Origin of the sequence: Ruegeria sp. R8_1, assembly GCF_017743815.1 — a bacterium.
GTDB lineage: Bacteria > Pseudomonadota > Alphaproteobacteria > Rhodobacterales > Rhodobacteraceae > Ruegeria > Ruegeria lacuscaerulensis_A.
Map to the genome: position 1 here is coordinate 331,585 of NZ_JAGHRL010000001.1, position 20,508 is coordinate 352,092.

The 20,508-nt window shown below is 63.2% G+C and carries 21 protein-coding genes and 1 riboswitch; of the genes, 2 read left to right on the forward strand and 19 right to left on the reverse strand.

Translation table 11 applies throughout. From position 1 onward, the window contains the following. Positions 1 to 17: 17 nt before the first annotated feature. From J7380_RS01645 to J7380_RS01660, 4 genes are all read right to left on the reverse strand, one after another. On the reverse strand, positions 18 to 1,388 hold the full coding sequence (locus J7380_RS01645; protein WP_209194193.1) for a tetratricopeptide repeat protein: 1,371 nt from the start codon (positions 1,386 to 1,388) through the stop codon (positions 18 to 20). Positions 1,389 to 1,568: 180 nt separating this feature from the next. Further along, on the reverse strand, positions 1,569 to 2,753 hold the full coding sequence (locus J7380_RS01650; protein WP_209194194.1) for a CaiB/BaiF CoA-transferase family protein: 1,185 nt from the start codon (positions 2,751 to 2,753) through the stop codon (positions 1,569 to 1,571). Next, positions 2,740 to 4,359 (reverse strand): thiamine pyrophosphate-binding protein, encoded by a 1,620-nt coding sequence (locus J7380_RS01655; RefSeq protein ID WP_209194195.1) that lies wholly within the window; start codon positions 4,357 to 4,359, stop codon positions 2,740 to 2,742. Before J7380_RS01655 ends, J7380_RS01650 begins: the two co-directional genes overlap by 14 nt. Positions 4,360 to 4,437: 78 nt before the next feature. Continuing rightward, positions 4,438 to 4,896, reverse strand: a complete 459-nt coding sequence (locus J7380_RS01660) for a DUF302 domain-containing protein (protein ID WP_209194196.1) — start codon at positions 4,894 to 4,896, stop codon at positions 4,438 to 4,440. 127 nt (positions 4,897 to 5,023) lie between these two features. On the opposite strand from J7380_RS01660, the gene J7380_RS01665 reads away from it, so the two are divergent. Beyond that, a complete protein-coding gene (locus J7380_RS01665; protein WP_247742354.1) occupies positions 5,024 to 5,380 on the forward strand; it encodes a DUF1636 domain-containing protein in 357 nt (118 codons plus the stop codon). On the opposite strand, the gene J7380_RS01670 is transcribed toward J7380_RS01665, so the two are convergent. The 9 genes from J7380_RS01670 to cbiE form a co-directional block, all read right to left on the reverse strand. Beyond that, positions 5,377 to 5,874 carry a hypothetical protein gene (locus tag J7380_RS01670; protein WP_209194197.1) on the reverse strand — a complete coding sequence of 166 codons (498 nt, stop codon included), beginning with the start codon at positions 5,872 to 5,874 and terminating at the stop codon, positions 5,377 to 5,379. The genes J7380_RS01665 and J7380_RS01670 overlap by 4 nt on opposite strands. 65 nt (positions 5,875 to 5,939) lie before the next feature. Continuing rightward, the gene (locus tag J7380_RS01675; RefSeq protein ID WP_209194613.1) at positions 5,940 to 6,638 is read right to left on the reverse strand and encodes a CbtA family protein; all 699 of its coding nucleotides are present in this window, start codon (positions 6,636 to 6,638) and stop codon (positions 5,940 to 5,942) included. 4 nt (positions 6,639 to 6,642) lie between these two features. Further along, positions 6,643 to 6,807, reverse strand: coding sequence for a CbtB-domain containing protein (locus J7380_RS01680; RefSeq protein ID WP_170770220.1), 165 nt, complete (start codon positions 6,805 to 6,807; stop codon positions 6,643 to 6,645). Between the two features lie 35 nt (positions 6,808 to 6,842). Further along, positions 6,843 to 7,048, reverse strand: a riboswitch (cobalamin riboswitch). A 43-nt stretch (positions 7,049 to 7,091) separates the two neighbouring features. After that, entirely contained in the window at positions 7,092 to 7,835 is a 744-nt protein-coding gene (gene cobF, locus J7380_RS01685; protein ID WP_209194198.1) for a precorrin-6A synthase (deacetylating), read from the reverse strand. Next, positions 7,828 to 8,556: a uroporphyrinogen-III C-methyltransferase gene (gene cobA / locus J7380_RS01690; RefSeq protein ID WP_209194199.1), complete on the reverse strand. Its 729-nt coding sequence runs from the start codon at positions 8,554 to 8,556 to the stop codon at positions 7,828 to 7,830. The genes cobF and cobA overlap by 8 nt, the downstream gene beginning before the upstream one ends. Then, the gene (locus J7380_RS01695; protein WP_209194200.1) at positions 8,553 to 9,875 is read right to left on the reverse strand and encodes a cobyrinate a,c-diamide synthase; all 1,323 of its coding nucleotides are present in this window, start codon (positions 9,873 to 9,875) and stop codon (positions 8,553 to 8,555) included. The genes cobA and J7380_RS01695 overlap by 4 nt, the downstream gene beginning before the upstream one ends. Continuing rightward, positions 9,862 to 10,656 carry a precorrin-4 C(11)-methyltransferase gene (gene cobM, locus J7380_RS01700; RefSeq protein ID WP_209194201.1) on the reverse strand — a complete coding sequence of 265 codons (795 nt, stop codon included), beginning with the start codon at positions 10,654 to 10,656 and terminating at the stop codon, positions 9,862 to 9,864. Before cobM ends, J7380_RS01695 begins: the two co-directional genes overlap by 14 nt. Beyond that, positions 10,653 to 11,021: a cobalamin biosynthesis protein gene (locus J7380_RS01705; RefSeq protein WP_209194202.1), complete on the reverse strand. Its 369-nt coding sequence runs from the start codon at positions 11,019 to 11,021 to the stop codon at positions 10,653 to 10,655. The genes cobM and J7380_RS01705 overlap by 4 nt, the downstream gene beginning before the upstream one ends. Further along, positions 11,018 to 12,217, reverse strand: a complete 1,200-nt coding sequence (gene cbiE, locus J7380_RS01710; RefSeq protein ID WP_209194203.1) for a precorrin-6y C5,15-methyltransferase (decarboxylating) subunit CbiE — start codon at positions 12,215 to 12,217, stop codon at positions 11,018 to 11,020. Before cbiE ends, J7380_RS01705 begins: the two co-directional genes overlap by 4 nt. Here cbiE and J7380_RS01715 point away from each other — a divergent pair. Beyond that, positions 12,216 to 12,965 (forward strand): cobalt-precorrin-6A reductase, encoded by a 750-nt coding sequence (locus J7380_RS01715; protein WP_209194204.1) that lies wholly within the window; start codon positions 12,216 to 12,218, stop codon positions 12,963 to 12,965. The two genes, cbiE and J7380_RS01715, sit on opposite strands and share 2 nt — an antisense overlap. Here the strand turns inward: J7380_RS01715 and cobJ are convergent. The 6 genes from cobJ to cobW are packed head-to-tail and all read right to left on the reverse strand — an operon-like array spanning position 12,938 to position 20,507. Continuing rightward, positions 12,938 to 13,690 carry a precorrin-3B C(17)-methyltransferase gene (gene cobJ, locus J7380_RS01720; RefSeq protein WP_209194205.1) on the reverse strand — a complete coding sequence of 251 codons (753 nt, stop codon included), beginning with the start codon at positions 13,688 to 13,690 and terminating at the stop codon, positions 12,938 to 12,940. The two genes, J7380_RS01715 and cobJ, sit on opposite strands and share 28 nt — an antisense overlap. Beyond that, positions 13,687 to 14,412, reverse strand: coding sequence for a precorrin-2 C(20)-methyltransferase (locus tag J7380_RS01725; RefSeq protein WP_209194206.1), 726 nt, complete (start codon positions 14,410 to 14,412; stop codon positions 13,687 to 13,689). Before J7380_RS01725 ends, cobJ begins: the two co-directional genes overlap by 4 nt. After that, entirely contained in the window at positions 14,409 to 15,038 is a 630-nt protein-coding gene (locus J7380_RS01730; RefSeq protein ID WP_209194207.1) for a precorrin-8X methylmutase, read from the reverse strand. Before J7380_RS01730 ends, J7380_RS01725 begins: the two co-directional genes overlap by 4 nt. Further along, a complete protein-coding gene (gene cobG / locus J7380_RS01735; protein WP_209194208.1) occupies positions 15,038 to 16,159 on the reverse strand; it encodes a precorrin-3B synthase in 1,122 nt (373 codons plus the stop codon). The genes J7380_RS01730 and cobG overlap by 1 nt, the downstream gene beginning before the upstream one ends. After that, positions 16,156 to 19,449 carry a cobaltochelatase subunit CobN gene (cobN, locus tag J7380_RS01740; RefSeq protein ID WP_209194209.1) on the reverse strand — a complete coding sequence of 1,098 codons (3,294 nt, stop codon included), beginning with the start codon at positions 19,447 to 19,449 and terminating at the stop codon, positions 16,156 to 16,158. The genes cobG and cobN overlap by 4 nt, the downstream gene beginning before the upstream one ends. 2 nt (positions 19,450 to 19,451) lie before the next feature. After that, positions 19,452 to 20,507 carry a cobalamin biosynthesis protein CobW gene (gene cobW, locus J7380_RS01745; protein WP_209194210.1) on the reverse strand — a complete coding sequence of 352 codons (1,056 nt, stop codon included), beginning with the start codon at positions 20,505 to 20,507 and terminating at the stop codon, positions 19,452 to 19,454. Position 20,508: the final 1 nt, after the last annotated feature.

A 20,508-nucleotide genomic window follows, 5' to 3' on the forward strand; every position in this document is an offset into this window, starting at 1 on the left:
TGGTCTTTTTATTTTTGTTATTCAGCCGGAACGCTTTGTGCATCCCGGTCATCGCGTGCCGCGTCGATCAATGCGCGGCGCGCAAGGGCGTAATTGTCCTCGCCACCGGCCCGTTTTGCGCGACGGTCATCCAGGATGCGCTCGACTGCATCCAGACGCCCGGCGCGCAGGCCGGAATCAATTGTGATGCGCTCGAATACATCACGTTGCGCGTGACTGCCACCTGCCATCTGCATTCCGTCACGAGCAGTGGTCAGGAAATCAAAGGCTTGACCATATAGGCCGTCACCAAAGGCTTCCAAACCCTTGGCCGCCGCGATACCCGGATCGGACATACGGATCGGGGTGTCGCCCTGATTGCGCTGGGCGTCTTTCTGGATGCGTTTCAGCATCTTTCCGGTTGCTTCGTCCCGGTTATCGCCGGTCAGTGCCAGCAAATAGTGCAAGTCGGCAAAGATCAGGCAGCCGTCTTCGGTGCGATTGGCGCTCAGGTCAGCCAGTTCTTCCCAGCGATTGCCGACGTTTACGCCCTCAAGTTCCAGGCGGGACAACAACGAGGTCGCGTTCGAGATATCGCGGTAATCGTCAGTTTTGTCCTGACGGACGTAGTTGTCATACAACTCCATCACCTGATCGACCTGGCCCAGATCCAAGTGCATCAGCGCCTTGTGCCACCAGACGTGATAGCGGAAGTTGTTGCAATGCGCCCAAGCGTCCTCGCGTCCGGCCAGCCAATCCAGACCCAGCTGTGCGTTGCCGGTCATCTCATGCACGTGGGCCACCGCGTGCAGGCCCCATGCGTCATCTGACACCATCCACAGCGCCTGACGGCCTGCAATCTCGGCCTTCTCATAGGCACCGGTTTCTTCCAGCGCGAACGAATGGCACCCCAACAGATATCCACGGCCCGCATGATCGGGCTCATATGCGGGCATCACACGTTCGATCGAGCGGCGCATGCCCTCGGCATCGCCCAGAACAAAGCGGGTGGCATGGCTAAGCTTCATCGCCAGCGAGTCTTGCGGATGGGCGCGAAGGATTTCCTCGAACTTCTGAACGGCGTGCGAAGGCAGATCGGACAGATACAACTCCAGCGCTTGCACATAAAGGCGTTCGCGTGCGGTGACCGGCTGACGCTCCATCGCTGCGTTGGCAGCGGCCAGAGCTTCGACGGCGACTGACATCATCTCGCGGCGGCCCAGCAGAACCATGAACAGACCCTTGATCGCATGGCCCAGGGCAAAATCCGGCTCAAGCTCCAAGACTTTTCCCAGATGCTGAGGCGTCACCGCCGCATGCGCCATGAACCCAAGCAGCACGCCATCCCACGCCTCGGCGCTTGCCGAATGGCTCAGGGTGTTCATCTGTCCGAAAACGTCTTGTTTCATGCTCGTAGTCCGATCCGTTGAGAATTAGTACATTATTCGACTTATCAGAGACTCTAGCGGGGTCGTATCAGTATCGACCGACCTCTCGAATTGGTGAAATGCTGTGTGTGCAAAACGTGAAAAAAACCGCCGATTCAACGGCATGTTTCAGCAACATGCCGCCGAATTAGGCATTGTGTTTCAGTCTTCAAACGGGTTTTCGGCGTTCAGAACGGCCTGAGTGTCCGCACCAAAGGTCGGTGGAGCACTGCGATATGTTACAGGCGTTTTGGACAGTTTCAGCGGATTTCCGATCAGATTCACCTGTGCCGGGTCGGCTTGCATGGCGATCTGCATCTGCCTTGCGGCGACCTGATCGGTGGCAAAAACCTGATCCAACGTCTGCACCGGGCCCACAGGCACTTTGCGACTCTCAAGCTCGGCAATGACGGTTTCAGTGTCATAGTTTTGCACGGCTGGGCGCAGAATTGCGTTCAGCGCATCACGATGTTCCAGACGCGATGGGTTGGTCGTAAAACGGGGATCGTCCGCCAGGTCAGGCTGCCCGATGAAGTCACAGAACCGTCTGAACTGGCTGTCATTGCCAACGGCCAGGATCACGTGCCCATCCGCCGTCTGATAGACGTCATATGGTACGATATTCGGGTGCCCGTTTCCGCGCCGTTGAGGGACATTGCCCGAAGTCAGATAATTTACGCCCTCATTGATCAGCCACGCAATTTGCGCGTCGACCAACGCAAGGTCGATCTGCTGGCCCTCGCCGGTTTGATCACGGTGACGTAGCGCGGCCAGAATGCCGACGGTCGCGTACATGCCGCACATCACGTCAGCGATGCCAACGCCCACTTTCATGGGCGCGCCCTCGGGATCACCGGTCAGCGACATGATTCCGCCATAGCCCTGCGCCATCAGGTCATATCCGGGTTTCGATGCGTTCGGCCCATCCTGCCCATAGCCCGAGATCGAGCAATAAACGAGGCTGGGAAATTCATGCGACAAGGTTTTGTAATCCAAGCCGTATTTCGCCAGCCCGCCGGGTTTGAAGTTCTCGATCAGAATGTCCGCGTGCGAGGCGAGGCGTCGGATTTCCGCCTGACCTTTGGGGGTGGTGATGTCGATGGCCACAGATTTCTTGTTGCGGTTGGCCGACATGAAATAAGCGCTCAGGTCCGATGCATTCCCATCCGCGTCCGTCACATACGGAGGGCCCCATTGCCGCGTATCATCACCGCCGGTTGCTGGGTTTTCGATCTTGATCACGTTTGCGCCCAGATCGCCCAGCAATTGCGTGCAGGTCGGTCCTGCCAGAATACGGGACAGGTCCAAAACCTTGACGCCCGTCAGCGGCCCCTCAGATCCGGCCATCGTAGCCTCCGCGCTCGATCTCGGCGGCGATGACGGTAAAGCTGTCGGCCTTGACCGCCGCGTCCAGCGCCGCGCGCAGCTCCTCGCGGTTGCGCACCGTGTGGCCGTTTCCGCCGAACGCGCGGCCCATGGCGGCAAAGTCGTGGCGGTCGAAATCCACGCCCGTATTGCCCATCTGGCGCTGGCGCTGTTTCAGCTCGATCAGCGCAAGGCTGGCATCGACAAAAACCAGAAAGATTGGGTTGCCGCCCATCTCGGCGGCGGTCGACAGCTCTCCGGCGACCATCAGGAACCCGGCGTCGCCCGAGAAGCTGATCACCGGACGATCCGGTTCGGCCAGCTTCAGGCCAATGGCCATCGGAACCGCGCAACCCATGGTGCACAGGGCCGAGGACTGGATCAGCCCGCGTTCCTCAGAACACTCCCACATCTGGCTCAGCAGGATGCGGTGCGCGCCGCTGTCGGCGGTCGCCAGGGTGTTGGCGGGCAGGGCAGCACGGGTTTCGGCGATCACCGCCGCGGGCCCCCAGTCGTCATCCGTCGGAAACGCCTGCGCCAAAGCGGCTTTGACTTGTGCAGGTTCGCCGCCCAGCCATGTCTTGCGCGACGGGGTGCCTTTGGCAATGGCCTCCAGCGTTTCGCCCGTATGCGCGACCAAATTCAGCCCCGCCTGATGCATATAGTGGTCATTGGGCACGGCCGAGACGTCGATCACGCGCTTTTCCTCGGGGTCCCAGATCTCACGCCAGCCGGGGCGCATTTCGATCGGGTCATAGCCCAGACACAGCACCAGATCAGCCTGTTCGACCAGCGGAACCAGATGTTTGTCGGCCAGTGGCGACAGGCCCGCACCACCGAGGCACAAAGGGTGATCCTCAGGCACAACGCCCTTGGCCTTGTAGGTCGTCACGAAAGGGATGTCGAAATGCTCCAGAAATGCCTGCACCACATTGCGCGAGTCGTCATAGAGAACATCCAGCCCGACAATTGCGATGGGCCGTTCGGCCTGTGACACCCAACGGCGGGCTTTCTCGACGCAGTCCCCTGCCGGTGATACGGTGGCGATCTTGGCGCGACGTCGCGGTTTCACGCCCGACACGCGGGTATCCGCGACCGAGATCGGCACGTCGATATGCACCGGACCGGGGCGCGGCTGATTGGCCAACGTAACCGCCTTATCGGCAATAATGTCTGCGCCTTTGGCAGTCAGTGTAAATGTCCCCTTGGTGATCGAGCGATAGACCTGCGCGTGATCCATTACCTGATGGGTGTAGGTCAGCGCTTCATCGGCATCGACGCATCCGGTCAGCACGATCATCGGCACCCTGTCCTGAAACGCATTGGCGACCACATTGATCCCGTTCATTGCGCCGGGCCCAAGGGTGGCGACCAGAATGGCGGGGGCACCGTCGCGGTGATGCACGGCCTCGGCCATGAAGCCGGCGGCGTTTTCGTGTTTGGTCAGGTGAAAGGTGATCCCGGCCTGTTCCAGCGCATCGACAAGGGTCAGAACCTCACCACCGGGCATTCCAAAGGCGTGGCGACATCCGGCCTCGTACAAACGTTGGGCCAGAAGGTCCGCTGCGCGGGGCGAGAGGTCTTGCATAAGTCATGCTCCGAAAAACTGTTTCACAGCAGATTGCGGAGGACGGCCCCGGACGCAAGGCGGATCACGCCAGTGTGACTATTTGACTGCTGTTTCAGCGACAGCTTGAAACTTGCCATCTAGTTCCTCGGCGATCTCACGTAGGGGGGCTCCGCCCTCAGAAACGTAGGGCGCGAAGACAAAACTGGGAGTCTTGTAGGACAGGGTGGCGGTGCCGTCCTCATTCTCGGTGACATAAAAGCGGATCGGCGCCTCGATCATCGCGTTCACCGAGGTTTCCAGCACACGCACCGCATAGTCGTTATTGAAGGCACCAATGACCCGGTTTCCAGGGATGGTGATCCCGCGCGATGCGGCGGCCTTGGTCGGGCCTGCCTGCGTGACCACGATCAGGCCGTTGGCCTTGATGGCAGCCTTGGTGTCGGCAACCAACGCGTCATAGCTTTTGTCGGTTGCGTAGCTGGCCCAGCCCGAAAGGGGCTCGTCTGCCAAAGCAGGGGTCGCTATCAGGGCAATCGCAGTCCAAAGGGCTTTCATCGGGGCCTCCTGTTAGGGGGTTGAGACTGTGATGCCAGAAAGCGGGGCAGGGCGCACTCACAATCTTGTGCGTTTTCCCGATTGCGCCTGTGGCTGGAAACCCTCAGAAACAGGCAAATGCCACCCGATGAGGTCCGAATTGGATCAGATGCGCCTGTTGATATGTTCGTCCTGTGCCGGTGCCCGCGATTACGGGGCTGAGGTCAAAGCTGTCGAATCCGCCCTGACCCGCGCAGGGCTGGGCGCGCAGGTTGCGGTCGACCAGCACGCCTGTTTCAGCGGCTGCTCTGAACCCGTGGCCATCGCGCTGCAGGCCGATGGCGGGGCGTCATATGTGTTTTCAGGGGTCGATGTCGCTTCGGACGCCGATGATATCGTGGCGACCTGCCGGACCTATCTGGAAAGCCCCAAAGGCTGGATCGAAGACGCCCGGCCTTGCGGGCGGCTCCGGATGTGTTTGCGGGCGCGTATCCCGGCGCTTTAGTCGACGACCTGTAGCGTGACCGCCGCGCTGACGGGGATGTTGTCGACCATCAGCGGGCTGTGGCTGTTTGCGTTCAGCGAGACCGAGACTTCGACCTCGCCCTGCGGCAGATGGTCGATATGCATCCAGTTACCGTATAGCCGGGCCAGTTTCTCTCCATTTACGTAGACATGTGCATGCCCCTCGCCGTCGACATCGGTCTTCGAGGCATTTTGTGGTGAGAACCGAAAGTTCTGCGGCATGACATGCAGGTTCCAGCCCGCCATAGGGTCGGGCGTAAGAGCGATCTCAAGCCCCGGAGCATCAGCACCAGCAGGCAGGTTGATGGCAGTCGAATGATCGTGTGCGGCTGCCTCGACGTGAGATGAACTGTGATGTGCAGGATCGCCATGGTCATGGCCGTCGAAAGTGACGCCATTTGCAGCCGCAACCACAAATCCTGCACCACTGCCAAAAACTATGCCGATTGCAAACAGGGCAAGTGAGCGTGCCATTTTATGTTCCTTGATGGTAGTAGAAACACGCCGAGCTGGTCTCGGCGTGTTTAGTGGCGTGCTGGTCAGGCCGCAGCTTCGGCACGCTGACTTTCATGTCGCCAGAAGTATCCGGCGAATGCCCCGACCAGAACCCAGGCTACCAGGCCGATGCCAAAGGCGCGTGCGGCAAACAGCGCTCCGATCTCGGTCGGAACGGGGCCGGTGAACACGTCCGGCTCGGGCGCGCCGATCAGATGTGGGGCCAACAGCAAGGCGGCTGCGATCACATAGCTGATCAGGGTGCCGCCAAAGGCAATAAGCCACATGGCAACACCTGCCGACGCGACTGTGGCAAACCACCAGACCTGACGCGCTGCGACATCCGCCGCTGCCACGCCGGGCACTTCGGGTGCCAGGGAGAACCCCGGCGCAAGGTGAACCGCGACAAACCCGGCCAGGCCCCACAAGACGCCTGTGCGCCCGTCGATTTTGTGACCGCTGCCCTCGGCCACCGACATCAGCGCGATCATCATCAGCGCATAACCGGTATAGATGAGCATGGTGAAAATAACGCTCAGCGCATCGCGGAACAGGTCCGAGAACATTCCCGGCAGCTCGGGGTGAGCACTTACGACGTCACCGCCGAAATGCACCAATTCACCCGATTCATACAGTTCCGCGTGCAGCAAAACCGGTTGCACAAACGCAAGCTGCAGCAGGGCGGCAATCAGCCCTGCTGTAGCACCAGCGAACAACGCGCTGGTCAGAATGCGACCAAACATGGGTTTAGTGGCAGGGGAAGCCAGTTGCGTGACGCACGTCATGGGCAGCGTCATGCAGGGCAGCCGCCTGAACGTGACCGGTCACCGAAATGATGCCAAGGCCCAGAACCACAGCGAACATGACCGGCAGAATACCAGCGCGCGAAGCGGTTTGTGTTTGTGTTGTCATTTTTAATTCTCCTATGCCGTCGCACCCGACGGCCGGTGTTTCAAATCACGCCTGGCAGGTCTCCTGGCTCACGGGTCGATGCCTCTGTTCGCCTTCCCCCTGAAACTCAGGAGTGGCTGGTTGAACAGGGCTCACCGCTTACAGTCGCGGGGGCGGCTGTGGATTCGATCGCGCGCGGTCTCACCACATTCCCTCTTAGCTTGCCGGTATTGCCGACAGGACCAGACAGGTTCATTTAGCCGTTTCATCTGCTGCCGCGCAATCGTCATTTGCGACGTTTTACGTCAGATCACGCGCTTTTTGAGAAGATAAATATCCATGATCCACCCATGATCAGCGCGCGCAGTTGCTCGGGTGTCCAGAATCGACTGTGCAACATCGATCAGAGGGCCGTTGATCAAGATTTCTTCAGTCATGCCCACGTAAGCCCCCCACCAGATGTCATAATCTGCCATCTGAAGATGTTGGAACGAGCACTCACCATCCAACATGACCGCCACGTTCGATGCACCGTCCGGCCACCCTTCGTCGCGAATCCGCCGCCCCGTGGTCACGATATAAGGCGCGCCCAGTTCGTTGATCGGAATCGCGTGGGCCGCCGTCAACGCCTGCAGCGCTGTGATGCCAGGGATCACTCGCGTCGTCGGTTGAGGGTCCAACCGCGCCGCGATTCGCAGTGAGCTGTCGTATAGCGACGGATCGCCCCAGATCAGCAGCGCCACGTGCTGTGCACCGGGATGGGCGGCAATCGCCTCGCGCCAGCGCAACGCAATCGCGTCGTGCCATTCGTCCACCCCGCGCAGATACCCGTCTTCCGAGCGGCGCTTGGGAATATCGAAATAGGCGATCTGCGGCGGCGTGTCGGTCACCTGCGCAATGATCTTTTCGCGCAGCCCGGCCAGATCGGCCTTGTTCTCGCCCTTGCGGGGGATCAGGATCAGGTCCGCCGCGCGGATCGCCTGCGCGCCCTGAAAGGTCACGTGGTCGGGGTTGCCGGTGCCGATGCCGATCAGGGTCAGGTCAAACATCGTCAAACTCTGCCAGCGGGCCATAAAGGATCAGGGCCGGGGCGGTGCCGATCTCATCCGACAGTTTTTCGGACAGCGCGCCCACAGTACTGCGATGCAGCTTTTGTTCGGGGGTCGAGACGGATTCGGCCATCAGCGCCGGCGTCTCCAGCGGCAGGCCATGGGCGTGCAGCGTTTCGACCAGCAGGGGGAAGGTGCGCTTTCCCATGAAGACGACCGTAGTGGCATCCGGGTCGGCCAGTGCGGGCAGGTTCAGATCCTCGGGCAGTTTGCCGCTGACATCATGGCCGGTGACAAACTGCACCCGCCGCGCGGTCAGCCTGCGGGTCAGCGGGATGCCCGCCGCCGCCGCCGCTGCCACGGCCGAGGGGATGCCGGGGATGATCTCATATTCGATCCCGGCCGCGCGCAGGGCGACCAGTTCTTCTTCCAGACGTCCGAACATGCCGCCATCGCCGGATTTCAACCGCACGACCCGCTGGCCGGTTTGAGCATATTCCACCAGCAACCGGCTGACATGGTCCTGCTTGGGCGAGGGGCGACCTGCCCGTTTGCCCACGCCCACCAGATCGGCATCCTCGCGCGCATGGGACAGGATCGGCCCGCTGCTGAGGTCATCAAACAGCACCGCATCCGCCTTCTGCATCCGGTCCACAGCCTTCAGCGTCAACAGCTCCGGGTCGCCGGGGCCTGAGCCAATGAAAGAGACAAACCCACTCATACTGAGGCCTCCGCGATCAGGTGAAAGAACGTGCCGGTCACATTGCCGCGCACCGACCCGGTCTGCGGCCCTTCGGCCCCTTCGGCATCAAACACGCGGGCTAGCGGGGCGTCGGGCTGTTCAACGATCGAGGAATAGTGGAATTCATGCCCCCGCAGCCCTGTACCCACGGCAAAGCCGGGCATGGGGGCCAGCAGCTCGGCCCGGCGATAGCCCAGATTGAACTTGCGCTTTTCATAGGACGTCACCAGCCCCAACAGCCCGGCCATCCGGTGCGAGGCACCCTCTTTGTCGATCAGAGCCTGTCCCAGCGCCATATATCCTCCGCATTCCCCATGCACGGGCTTGGTTTGCGCATGTTTCCGCAGACCTTCCTGAAAGACGGATGCGGCGGCCAGCGTCCCCGCGTGCAGCTCAGGATATCCGCCCGGCAACCAGACCAGATCGGCATTCGCCGCCGGGGCTTCATCGGCCAATGGCGAGAACGGCAACACCTCGGCCCCTGCCGCGCGCCAGCCTTCCAGCAAATGCGGATAGGTAAACGAAAACGCTGCATCGCGGGCCAGCGCGATCCGTTGCGCCGGGGGCCGCGGCAGCGCGGCGGACGATGGCCCATTCGGGCCTGAGGACGCCGCCCGCTTGATCGCCTCAAGATCGACATGTTCGCGCAGGAACGCGGCATATCCGACGATGGCGCTTTCCAGATCGGGGTGTTCGACCGCCTGGATCAGGCCCAGATGCCGCTCGGGCAGGGTCAGATCACCGCGCCGGGGCAACACGCCTAGAACCGGCAGGCCCGCACGCTCCATGCCCAGCCGGGTCAACCGCTCATGCCGGGGGCTGGCGCAGCGGTTCAGGATCACGCCCGCAAAGGGCAGATCGGGGTTATACATTTTGAAGCCCAGGGCCGTCGCCGCCGCCGATTGCGCCTGACCGCCCACATCCAGCACCAGCACCACCGGCCAGCCCATGCGCAGCGCGGTCTCGGCGCTGGAGCCATGGCCCAGCTCACCGGGCTTGGCGACGCCGTCGAACAAGCCCATCGAACCCTCGGCGACCACGATATCCGCGCCCTCAGCCTGCGCTGAAATGGCATCCAACAGCGGCTCACCCATGGCCCAACTGTCCAAATTGAACGAGGCCCGGCCCGCCGCCGCCCGGTGAAAGGCCGGGTCGATGTAATCCGGCCCGCTTTTAAAGGGCTGAACGGTCAGCCCATCCTCGGCCAGCGCCCGCAACAGGCCCAGCATGACCGTGGTCTTGCCCGTCCCCGAGGACGGCGCGGAAATCAGAATACCCCGAGGGTTAGTCATCACCATGGCTCCAGCTGGACCACGGGCTGTCGGCGCTTTGCGGGCGATAGCGGCGGTCGTAATCTTTGGAATACAGACAGCTTTCGTCGAACCCTTCGCCCGCCAGCGCCGGGCCGACCATGATCAGAGCGGTGCGCGCGATGCTGTCGTCCAGCGCGTCTTTCAGGGTCTCCAATGTGGCGCGAATGATCCGCTCATCGGGCCAGCTGGCGCGATAGACCACGGCCACCGGGCAATCGGCCCCATAGGCCGGGGTCAGGTCGGCAATAACCTTGTCCAGATTGCCGATGGACAGGTGAATGGCCAGCGTCGCGCCGGTGCGGGCGAAGTTCTCAAGCGTCTCACCCTCGGGCATCGAAGACGCGCGGCCCGGCGTGCGGGTCAGCACAACCGATTGCGCAAGACCGGGCAGGGTAAGTTCGGTGCCCAACGCGGCTGCTGCAGCGGCAAAGGACGGCACGCCGGGGGTGACGCTGACCGGGATGCCCATCTCTTTCAACCGGCGGATTTGCTCGCCCATGGCGGACCAGACCGACAGGTCGCCGGAATGCAGGCGGGCCACATCCTGACCGGCCTGATGGGCGGCGTCGATCTCAGCAATGATCTGATCCAGATCCATCGGCGCGGTGTTGATGATCCTGGCCCCCTCGGGGCAGTGGCCAAGGATTTCCTCGGGCACCAGCGAACCCGCGTACAAACAGACAGGGCAGGACGCGATGATATCGCGCCCGCGCAGGGTCAGCAGGTCGGCAGCGCCCGGTCCGGCGCCGATGAAATGAACGGTCATGTCTGTCCTCCGATGGCGATGGCGCAGGTGGCCAGCCGGTCGTCTGATATCTGTCGGGGTGAAAGCAGCCGCGCGCCAGAACCGGCGGCGGCAAGGGCGGATGCTTCGGCCACGCTGCCGGTGCCATAACTGGCGCGGCTGCGAGGTGAGCAGGTGAGCGTGCGCTGCCCGGCCAGATCACCGGGCGCGATGAAATGCAGGGGCAGGGCGGTGGCTGCGGCGAATGCGGTGAGTGCAGCGTGGCCCTGTTTGTCCGCAACAGTTGCCAAAGCGTCGACCTCATGGCCTCCCACAGCGGCGTCATACGCCGCGCGCAGGCTGTCCACGGTCGCGGCGGACGAAAACCCAAGGCCCGCGACGATCATAGCGTGACGCTCCACTGCACCACCGGATAGGTGGATTTCCAACCCCGCCGAGGGCCCAATGGCGCAGCCTGCGCCAGTTCGATCCGCAGCAGATCGCCGCCGCGTTTCTCATGCCACTGCGCCAGCAGCGCTTCGCTCTCCAGTGTCACCGCATTGGCTACCAGCCGAGTGCCTGCGGGCAGGGTCGCGTGCAGCCAGTCCAAAAGCGCAGAACTCAGACCACCGCCAATAAACACCACATCCGGCAGGGCCAAACCGTCCAGCGCATCCGGCGCAGTTCCATGCACCACGCTCAACCGATCCTGCCCCAGCGCATCGGCATTGCGGCGGATACGTTCAGCGCGGTCCGAGCGGGGTTCAATCGTGGTGGCCGTCAGGGTTGGGTCGCACATCAACCACTCGATACTGATCGAGCCGGTTCCCCCGCCGATATCCCACAAATGCTCGCCACGTTGTGGGGCCAGCGCAGACAGGGTCAAAGCCCGGATGGGGCGTTTGGTGATCTGTCCATCGGTCTCGAAAATCTCATCCGGCTTGCCCGAGGATTTGGGCAGCGCGCGTCCGTCGCCCGCGACCTCAAGCGCGACGCAGACCGGGTGATCGAACCCACCCAGCAGCGCCTCGGTCAGGGACACACTGCGGGCGCGTTCGCGGGGGCCGCCGAGCGCCTCCATCACGTGCAGGCGGGTGTCGGCAAAGCCCGTTTCGGTCAGATAAGTCGCCAGTTCGGCCACCGCAGCCCCGTTACGCAGCAGCAAGATGGCGCGAAGGCCCGGTGACAGATGTGGGCGCAATCGGGTCAGGGGCGCGGCGTGCAGGCCAAAAGTCAGTGTTGCCTCCAGCGGCCATCCCAGCCGCGCGGCTGCCAAGGAAAAAGTCGACTGGCCGGGTAGGGCGGTCCACTCCCCGGCCTCGAAATTGCGCGCGATGACGGACCCCGCGCCAAACCAGAACGGATCACCCGAGGCCAGCACCACAGTGGGCCGCCCCCGGAACCCTGTCAGCACGGGCAGACCATCGGCAAAGGGAACCGGCCATTCGACCCGCTGGGCCTTGCTGTTGGGGATCAGCGACAGATGGCGTGGCGGGCCCATGATGATTTCGGCACGCTCCAGCACTTGACGGCTTGCGGGCGACAGGCCATCAAGCCCATCCTCACCCAGGCCCAGAACGGTCAGCCACGGAGCTTCATGCATGACACATCTCCTGATCCTTGGCGGCACCACCGAGGCCAACGCCCTGGCCAAAACCGTGGCCGAACGGGGCATCCCAGCGACCTACTCCTATGCCGGTCGGGTCGACAATCCGCGCCCGCAGCCGCTGCCGGTGCGCGTAGGCGGGTTCGGGGGCGTTGCCGGTCTGGCCGCCTATCTGCGCGACCATACTGTAACCCATGTGATCGACGCCACGCACCCCTTCGCCGCGCAGATGAGTGCCAATGCGGTGGCCGCTTGCCAGCAAATTGGGGTGCCTTTGGCTGCGCTGACCCGTCCGGCGTGGGTGGAACAGGACGGAGACCGCTGGCACCATGTTCCGGATATCGACGGCGCAGTTGCCGCGCTTTCCGGTGCGCCGCAGCTGGTGTTTCTGGCCGTGGGCCGGATGCATCTTGACGACTTTGCTGCCCAGCCCCAGCACCGCTACCTGCTGCGACTGGTCGATGAACCGGGCGACCTGCCGTTGCCGCACTGCGATGTTGTTGTCTCGCGCGGGCCGTTCACTCTGGCTGATGATCAGGCGCTGATGCAGCGTCATGAGATCCAGTTGGTCGTGTCCAAGAACGCAGGCGGCCTTGGCGCGCGGGCCAAGCTGGATGCCGCGCGGGCGCTGGGCCTGCCGGTGCTGATGATCGACCGTCCGGCCCTGCCGCAGCGGGTGGAACTGTCGAGCGTTGCTCAGGTTCTGGACTGGCTGGCTCATTCTGGTGTGAACCTCGGGGTGTAGACGATGGGCGCGCCGTCGCGTTCGATCACGCGGGTGCGGGACGAGCCGACGATAACCACCGTCTGCATATCTGCCATCTCGGGCGTGGCGTCGGCCAGTGTCGAAATCCGAATGGCCTCATCCGTGCGCGATACGGCGCGGGCGAACAGGATCAGCCGTTCGGGCTCGCATTCCTCACGCAGGATTTCCAGCGTCTTTACAAAGCCTTCAGGGCGGGACTTCGAGCGCGGATTGTAAAACGCCATCGAGAAATCCGCCTGCGCGGCCAATCGCAGGCGCTTTTCGATCAAGGACCACGGCTTGAGGTTGTCACTCAGGTTGATGGCGCAGAAATCATGCCCCATAGGTGCGCCCGCGCGGGCCGAGGCGGCCAGCATCGCCGTGATCCCCGGCAGCACGTCAATCTGGATACTACGCCACTCGGACGGGCCATTCTCCAGCGCCTCAAACACTGCCGATGCCATCGCAAACACACCGGGATCGCCCGAGGATACAACGACCACGCGTTTGCCCTCGGCCGCCATTTGCAGCGCGTGCTGCGAGCGGTCGATCTCAACCCGGTTGTCACTGGCGTGCAGCGTCAGCCCTTCGCGTTCGGCCACGCGGGCCACGTACGGAATATAGCCGACCACGTCCGTGGCCTCGGCCAAAGCAGCGGTCACCTCGGGCGTCACCAGCGCCTCATCCCCCGGTCCAAGACCGGCGATCTTGACCCAACCGCTCATGGTCTGCGCCCCTGTCCATGCACGATGATGATCGAGAAATAGGGGGTGATGCCGTCGCAGTTTTCAGACAGCTTGCAGACGCGCTGATTGGGCATCTGGGCATATTCCACAATCCACGCCCGGTCATATAGGCCAGCCGTTTTCAGCGCGCGCTTTACCTTGTCGATATTGCGTCCGATCTTCATCACGACCAGCGCGTCGGTCTGCGCCATCTGCTGGGCCAGAACGTCCTCGGACAGCGTGCCTGCCAGAACAGTCAGGATGTCATCGCCCCATGTGATCGGGTCGCCTGTCGCTGTCCACGCGCCGGACATGCCAGTGATGGCGGGCACAACTTCTACATCAGAGACGTCGCGCAAGCGATTGTAAAGATGCATGAAAGAACCGTAGAAGAACGGATCCCCTTCGCACAGAACCACCACATCCTCGCCTTTATCAGACAGCGCCTTTAGATGCGCGGCGCAGACTTCGTAGAACGCTGCAAGCAGTTCGTTATAGCGCGGATCGGTCAAAGGGATTTCGGTCGTGACCGGGTATTCCATCGGGAATTCAACGGCATTTTCGGGGATCATCCCGTTGACGATTTTGCGCGCCTGTCCACTGCGACCGGGCTTGCGGAAAAACGCCACATGGCGCGCGTTGCGCAGCAGGCGGTCGGCCCGGACACTCATCAGGTCGGGATCACCAGGGCCGAGACCCACGCCATAGATGGTGCCGCTCATTCCGCGCGGCTCGCGATGGCGTTGATGGCGGCGACGGTGATGGCGCTGCCGCCCAGACGACCTTTCACGATGCAGGACGGGACCGGCTGCGCCTCCCACAAGGCGTCTTTGGATTCGACCGCGCCGACAAAGCCCACGGGGCAGCCGATGATCGCGGCGGGGCGTGGGCAATCGGGGTCTTCCAGCATGTTCAACAGGTGGAACAGCGCGGTGGGTGCATTGCCGATGGCGACAACGGCATCCTCCAGATGGGGACGCCACAGCTCCAGCGCGGCAGCCGAGCGTGTGTTGCTCATCTCAGCGGCCAGCGGGCGCACGCGGTCGTCATGCAAGGTGCAGATCACCTCATTGTCGGCGGGCAGACGGAACCGGGTCACGCCCTCGCTGACCATGCGCGCATCGCACAGGATCGGTGCGCCACTTTCCATCGCTGTACGGGCAGCGGTCACAAAACCGGGCGAGAAATGAACGAACTCCTCCAGCCCCACCATGCCAGCGGCGTGGATCATGCGGACAGCGACCTGTTCCTCGTCGGCGTCGAACCGGGCCAGATCGGCCTCGGACCGGATGGTGGCAAAGCTTTCCTTATAGATCGCCGCGCCGTCGGTTTCGTAAGTATAGGGCATCAGGTGAAGTCCATATTCATCAGTGTTTCTTCGGTCAGGCCGGTCTGGCTGGGCTCATCCCCCGCGCGGCCTTGTTTTACAAGATCAAATCGTCCGGCATTGCCGATCAGGGTTACATCGGCCGGACCCATGCGCGCGCATCCTTTGGCGCAGCCTGAGACATGCAGGCTTCCCGGTACGCGTGCGGCCAAAGCACGGGCGATATCGCGGGTTTCCACTTGAGCTTGCGGGCAGAATGGCGCGCCGGGGCAGGCGTCGGTGGTCATCAGCGGGTCGGTGCCGTCCGTGACAAAACCCGGGGCGGGGATCGTCGCCCCGCCTTCCAACAGGATCAATCGCCACGGGGTGACGCGCAAGGCAACGGCCCCGCTTTGCGCGATGAGGTCTTTCAAAGCGCGCGCAGACAATTGCCCGAAGGCCGCACCATAGAGCGTTCCGTGATCGCAGGGGCCGGGTTGCAGCGGCGTGCCAACAGGTCCCGGCGCTGAGCCCTGCCACTCCGGAGGCAAGGCCGAGACCACGCGGGCCATGCGACGGCTCTCGGGCGTGTAGGTTTCGGCGAACCACGTGGCCAGGGCGATAAGTTGATTGATGGCCTCGGCTTCTTGGACCAGACGCCCGGTCTCGGCCCCATCGGCGCGCAGGATCAGGCCATCCGGGGCGGTTTCCAGCCGAATGTCAGCTGAATCACCCGCCAGCAGGCGCTCAGGTCCGGTGTCGATGGCAAAGCCGAACTTGGCGGGCAGGGCGGGCAGTTCGCCCAGCCGGTCGATCAGTTCTTGTGTCAACCGGGCAGTCAGGTCTCCGGCTTGGTAGAGGGGCGAAACCAGTATGTTGCGGCGCACCTCGATCCCCGGCTCGGCATCCAGCAGGTTCTGCGCGGCAAGCTCGGCCAGCAGGGATTGATGATCCGCCTCGGCCACACCCCGCAGCTGCAGGTTGGCGCGATTAGTCAGGTCGATGGTACCATTGCCGAAACGCTCGGCCAGATCACACAGACCCATGGCCTGTGTGGCATCCAGACGGGCCAGCCGGGGGCGCACCCGGACCACCAGCCCGTCGCCCGACATCATCGGTCGGTGCGCGCCGGGGCACCAGCCCTGTACGATGGGGGCGCTCATCCCAACCCCTCCAGATCGGCGCGGATCGAGTTGCGGCGCGTGTTCCAAAGTCCCGCCTCCAGCAAGGCGCGGAACCGGTCCTGCATGGCCTGATGCGCCTTGGGGTTGGCCTCGGCCAGAAAGGCGTCGACGTCGGCGTTGCCCAGCGTGGCATCGTGGTAGAGGTCGAACAGATGCGGTGCGACCGTGCCCGACAGATGCGCGAATGAGGCCATGTGATCCAGCGTCGCGGCGATCTCGGCCGCGCCCCGGAACCCGTGGCGTTGCATCCCGGCGATCCAGCCGGGGTTGGCAGCGCGGGCGTGGACCACGCGGCTGATTTCTTCGGGCAGGGTCCGCGCGCGCGGGGCGTCGGGGTTGGTGTTGTCCAGATGATAGAGTTGCGCCGCGCCGCCGGTGATCTTCTTGGCGGCGGCAAACCCGGCCTCATGGGTGGCATAGTCGTTGGCCAGCAGCAGGTCGGTCTCGGTCAGGTCCTGCAAGTGAACAAAACTGTCGGCATTGGCGACGCGCTGCGTGATGCCGTCCTTGTCCTGTGCGATATGCTCGCCTTCCAGAGCGTAGGAACTGGCGTCCAGCCATGCCTCACCCGCCTGCGCGCGTGCGTCGTCGGTGTAGATTTCGGACAATTGCGTCATGTTCACGCCATAGCTGCCGGGGGCGGGGCCATAGACGCGGGCGGCGGGTTCGTGACCGGCATAGGGGTTCCAGTCGGCGGCCTCATCGCGCGCCGAAAGTGCCCGGATCGCTTGACCGTAGAGCGCAGAAAGCGTTGGGAACACGTCGCGGAACAGGCCCGAGACCCGCAGCGTCACATCCAGACGCGGGCGGCTGAGGTCGGTGATCGGCAGAACCTCGATGCCCGAGACCCGCTCGGACCCCTTGTCCCAGACCGGTTTGACGCCCAGCAGGTGCAGCGCCATGGCAAACTCCTCACCCGCCGTGCGCATGGTGGCCGAGCCCCAGAGGTCAACGATCAGCCCTTTTGGATAGTCGCCCTCTTCTTGCAGGTGACGCCGTACCAGTTCTTCGGCCAGTTTCACCCCTTGGGTATAGGCCGCACGGGTCGGGACCGAGCGCGGATCGGTGGTGTAAAGGTTCCGCCCCGTCGGCAGCACGTCCGAGCGGCCACGATAAGGTGAGCCGGACGGCCCGGCCTCGATCCGCTTTCCGGCCAGCGCATCGATCAGGGCATCGCGTTCCGCGTGGGCCGAGGGGGCGGGATCAAAATTGCCAATGACCTCAGGCACCCGGCCAAAGATGTGCAGCCCATCGCCGAACTGGCTTTCCTTGATGTCACAGACAAAGCGGTCGATGCGGGTGATCGCTTCGGCGGTACAGGTGGCCTGATCCAACCCGAGGTCGTTTTCCAGCCCGATGGCCTGTGCCTCGTCGCGAATATCCTCTTGCAGGCGGTCTCGGCGCTTGGGGTCTAACCCGTCTGCGTTCGAGAACTCATCTAGCAGCGATTCCAGCCGCACCATCCGATCCGGCGTGCCGCTTTCCTTCAGCGCGGGCGGGATGTGGCCCAGTGTGACGGCTCCGATCCGGCGCTTGGCCTGCGCGGCCTCGCCGGGGTCATTGACGATGAAGGGATAGATCACCGGCAGGTCGCGGATCAGCGCCTCGGGCCAGCAGGTGTCGGACAGAGCGACGGATTTGCCCGGCAGCCATTCCAGCGTGCCGTGGGCACCGATGTGGATCAGCGCGTCTGCGTGCAGGCTTTTGCGCAGCCACAGGTAGAAGGCGACATAGCTGTGGCGCGGGGTGCGCGACAGGTCGTGATAGTCGTCATCTCGCAGTTCAGGCGTGCCGCGTTCGGGCTGCAGCGCGACCAGAGCCTTGCCCCGGCGCAGCGCGGTGAAGTGAAAAGCACCGTCGGTGTAGGTGGGGTCATCCTCGGGTGCGCCCCAGACCCTGTGCAGGTCGGTGCGCAGCTGTTCGGGCAGGTCGGCCAGCGCGGCCTGATAGTCGGCAACGGGCCATGCAATCCGCGCGTCCAACAGTGCGTCGGAAATTGGCTCGGCGGGGGCGGTGTCATAGCCTTCGGCTTGCAGGTCGGACAGCATCGCCTCGGCCGAGGCCAGCGCGTCGAGGCCCACCGCATGGGCCATCTGCCAGTCCTTGCCCGGATAAGTGGACAGCACCAGCGCGGGCACCTGCTCGGCCTTTGGTTTGTCCTGCAGGTTCAGCCAACCGGTGACGCGGTCGAGGATAGCTTCGATCCGTTCCTCTTCGGCCCGGTGGGCAAAGCGGGAATATTCCAGATGCGGGTCGCGTTTGCCCGGTTCCTTGAACGAGGCGATGCCCGCGGAAATCCGCCCGTCCACCTCGGGCAGCACCACATGCATGGCGAGGTCGGCGGGGGAGAGACCACGTTCGGCCTCAGCCCAGGCTTTGCGGCGCGAGGTCGCCAACGCAACTTGGAACACGGGCACATTACCGGCGTCCAAAGGCGAGGTGCCCGACGCGCCCTTGCCCGAGAATGAGGTGGCGTTGATGATCGCGGATGGGGCCTGCGCGGTGATAGTTTCGCGCAGCCAGTCGGCGGCGGTGGGGGCTTTGAGTGAGGGGGCGAACAGGCCCACGGCCTGAAAGCCACGCGCGCGCAGGCTGCGGATCAGGGCGGCTACGGGCGCCGTGTCAGCCGAAGTCAGATAGGCACGGTAGAAACTGACCACGACGCGTTTCGCATCGCCGGAGAACGCCTGTTCCACCGGGATCACACCGCAATCCGGGCACCATGCGCCGCAGTCGGGGATCGTTTTGGCCCCCATCACCGGACCCGCATAAAGCCCCGCTGCCAGCGCCATCTGTGCCAAAGCGGCTTGTGCTGCAACTTCGCCACCGGTGTCACACAGATGCGCCAACCGTCGCAGGGTCGAGACGGGCAGGGTGGAGTACTCATCCAGCCGCGTATCCTCGCGCCCGTCGGCGGGCAGAACGGCCACAGCAATTCCCTTGGCCTGCGCAAGCGACAGAACCTGCTGCAGCCCGTAAGCCCAATAAGGCACCCCGCCGATTAGGCGGATCAGGATGCCTTTGGCACCCTCCAACGTTTGTTCCACATAGGTGTCAACCGACAGAGGGTGTTTCAGCGCCGTCAGATTGGCCAGCCGCAGGGTCGGCATCCGACCGTCCGGACCGCCGCCGCGATGCCAGCCCGCCGCGAAAGCGCCAAGGTCGCTGTCGGAAAAGGACAGCACCACCAGATCCGCCGGGCTCTGGCCCAGATCGGTCGGGGTCTCGGTTTCCTCGAGCCCGTGGCTTTCGCGGAAGACGACGTGCATGATTACTCGGCAGCCTCGGTGACGCCCACGAGGATGTCGCGGATTTCAGCCTCTTTGATATCGTCATGCTCGGCAATCACCACCAGACGCGAGCGGCGCTCTTCGCCGAGTTCCCACGGGCGGTCATATTGATGACGCACGCGCGCGCCGACGGCCTGAACCAGCAGCCGCATTGGCTTGCCCTGAACAGCAGCATAGCCTTTGACGCGCAGGATGTTCAGTTCCTTGGCCAGACGTTCGATTTTTGCGACCAGATCGGCCGGGTCGGTCTGTTCTGGCAGCTCGACGATGATGCTTTCGAAATCGTCATGCTCGTGATCGTGGTGGCCGTCATGATGGCTGGGGCGAGCCTCCATGTCGTCCTCGGCGGCTGCCTCAAGACCCAGCACGACGCGCACGTCCACCACACCTTCGGCCACTTCGACCACGGGCAGGGGGCGCGGGGCCTCGGCGGCGATGATCTCTTTGGCTTTGGCGACACCCTCGGGGCCGGCCAGATCGGGTTTGGTCAGCAGGATGATATCGGCGCAGGAGATCTGATCCTCGAACACTTCGGACAGAGGCGTTTCGTGGTCGATGGAGTCATCGGCCATGCGCTGGGCATCCACCGCCTCGACATTGGGGGCAAAGCGACCAGCGGCAACGGCCTCGGCATCGGCCAGCGCGATCACGCCGTCCACGGTGATTTTCGAACGGATATCGGGCCAGTCGAACGCCTTGAGCAGCGGTTTGGGCAGGGCCAGACCCGAGGTTTCGATCAGTATATGCTCGGGGCGCGGCTCCAGCGCCATCAGCGCCTCGATCGTGGGGATGAAATCATCGGCGACGGTGCAGCAGATGCAGCCATTGGCCAGTTCCATGATGTTTTCCGCCGGACAATCGGGGATGGCGCAGGATTTCAGGATATCGCCGTCCACGCCGACATCGCCGAATTCATTAACCACAACGGCCAGACGCTTGCCCTGCGGGTTCTGCATCAGGTGCCGCACCAGCGTGGTTTTGCCCGAGCCCAGAAAGCCGGTGATCACAGTAACGGGAAGTTTTTCCAAAGTGGACATG

Coding starts and splice junctions, on each gene's coding strand:
- J7380_RS01645 (WP_209194193.1), bottom strand. CDS start 1,388: ATGAAACAAGACGTTTTCGGACAGATGAACACCCTGAGCCATTCGGCA.
- J7380_RS01650 (WP_209194194.1), bottom strand. CDS start 2,753: ATGGCCGGATCTGAGGGGCCGCTGACGGGCGTCAAGGTTTTGGACCTG.
- J7380_RS01655 (WP_209194195.1), bottom strand. CDS start 4,359: ATGCAAGACCTCTCGCCCCGCGCAGCGGACCTTCTGGCCCAACGTTTG.
- J7380_RS01660 (WP_209194196.1), bottom strand. CDS start 4,896: ATGAAAGCCCTTTGGACTGCGATTGCCCTGATAGCGACCCCTGCTTTG.
- J7380_RS01665 (WP_247742354.1), top strand. CDS start 5,024: ATGAGGTCCGAATTGGATCAGATGCGCCTGTTGATATGTTCGTCCTGT.
- J7380_RS01670 (WP_209194197.1), bottom strand. CDS start 5,874: ATGGCACGCTCACTTGCCCTGTTTGCAATCGGCATAGTTTTTGGCAGT.
- J7380_RS01675 (WP_209194613.1), bottom strand. CDS start 6,638: ATGTTTGGTCGCATTCTGACCAGCGCGTTGTTCGCTGGTGCTACAGCA.
- J7380_RS01680 (WP_170770220.1), bottom strand. CDS start 6,807: ATGACAACACAAACACAAACCGCTTCGCGCGCTGGTATTCTGCCGGTC.
- cobF (WP_209194198.1), bottom strand. CDS start 7,835: ATGTTTGACCTGACCCTGATCGGCATCGGCACCGGCAACCCCGACCAC.
- cobA (WP_209194199.1), bottom strand. CDS start 8,556: ATGAGTGGGTTTGTCTCTTTCATTGGCTCAGGCCCCGGCGACCCGGAG.
- J7380_RS01695 (WP_209194200.1), bottom strand. CDS start 9,875: ATGGTGATGACTAACCCTCGGGGTATTCTGATTTCCGCGCCGTCCTCG.
- cobM (WP_209194201.1), bottom strand. CDS start 10,656: ATGACCGTTCATTTCATCGGCGCCGGACCGGGCGCTGCCGACCTGCTG.
- J7380_RS01705 (WP_209194202.1), bottom strand. CDS start 11,021: ATGATCGTCGCGGGCCTTGGGTTTTCGTCCGCCGCGACCGTGGACAGC.
- J7380_RS01715 (WP_209194204.1), top strand. CDS start 12,216: ATGACACATCTCCTGATCCTTGGCGGCACCACCGAGGCCAACGCCCTG.
- cbiE (WP_209194203.1), bottom strand. CDS start 12,217: ATGCATGAAGCTCCGTGGCTGACCGTTCTGGGCCTGGGTGAGGATGGG.
- cobJ (WP_209194205.1), bottom strand. CDS start 13,690: ATGAGCGGTTGGGTCAAGATCGCCGGTCTTGGACCGGGGGATGAGGCG.
- J7380_RS01725 (WP_209194206.1), bottom strand. CDS start 14,412: ATGAGCGGCACCATCTATGGCGTGGGTCTCGGCCCTGGTGATCCCGAC.
- J7380_RS01730 (WP_209194207.1), bottom strand. CDS start 15,038: ATGCCCTATACTTACGAAACCGACGGCGCGGCGATCTATAAGGAAAGC.
- cobG (WP_209194208.1), bottom strand. CDS start 16,159: ATGAGCGCCCCCATCGTACAGGGCTGGTGCCCCGGCGCGCACCGACCG.
- cobN (WP_209194209.1), bottom strand. CDS start 19,449: ATGCACGTCGTCTTCCGCGAAAGCCACGGGCTCGAGGAAACCGAGACC.
- cobW (WP_209194210.1), bottom strand. CDS start 20,507: ATGTCCACTTTGGAAAAACTTCCCGTTACTGTGATCACCGGCTTTCTG.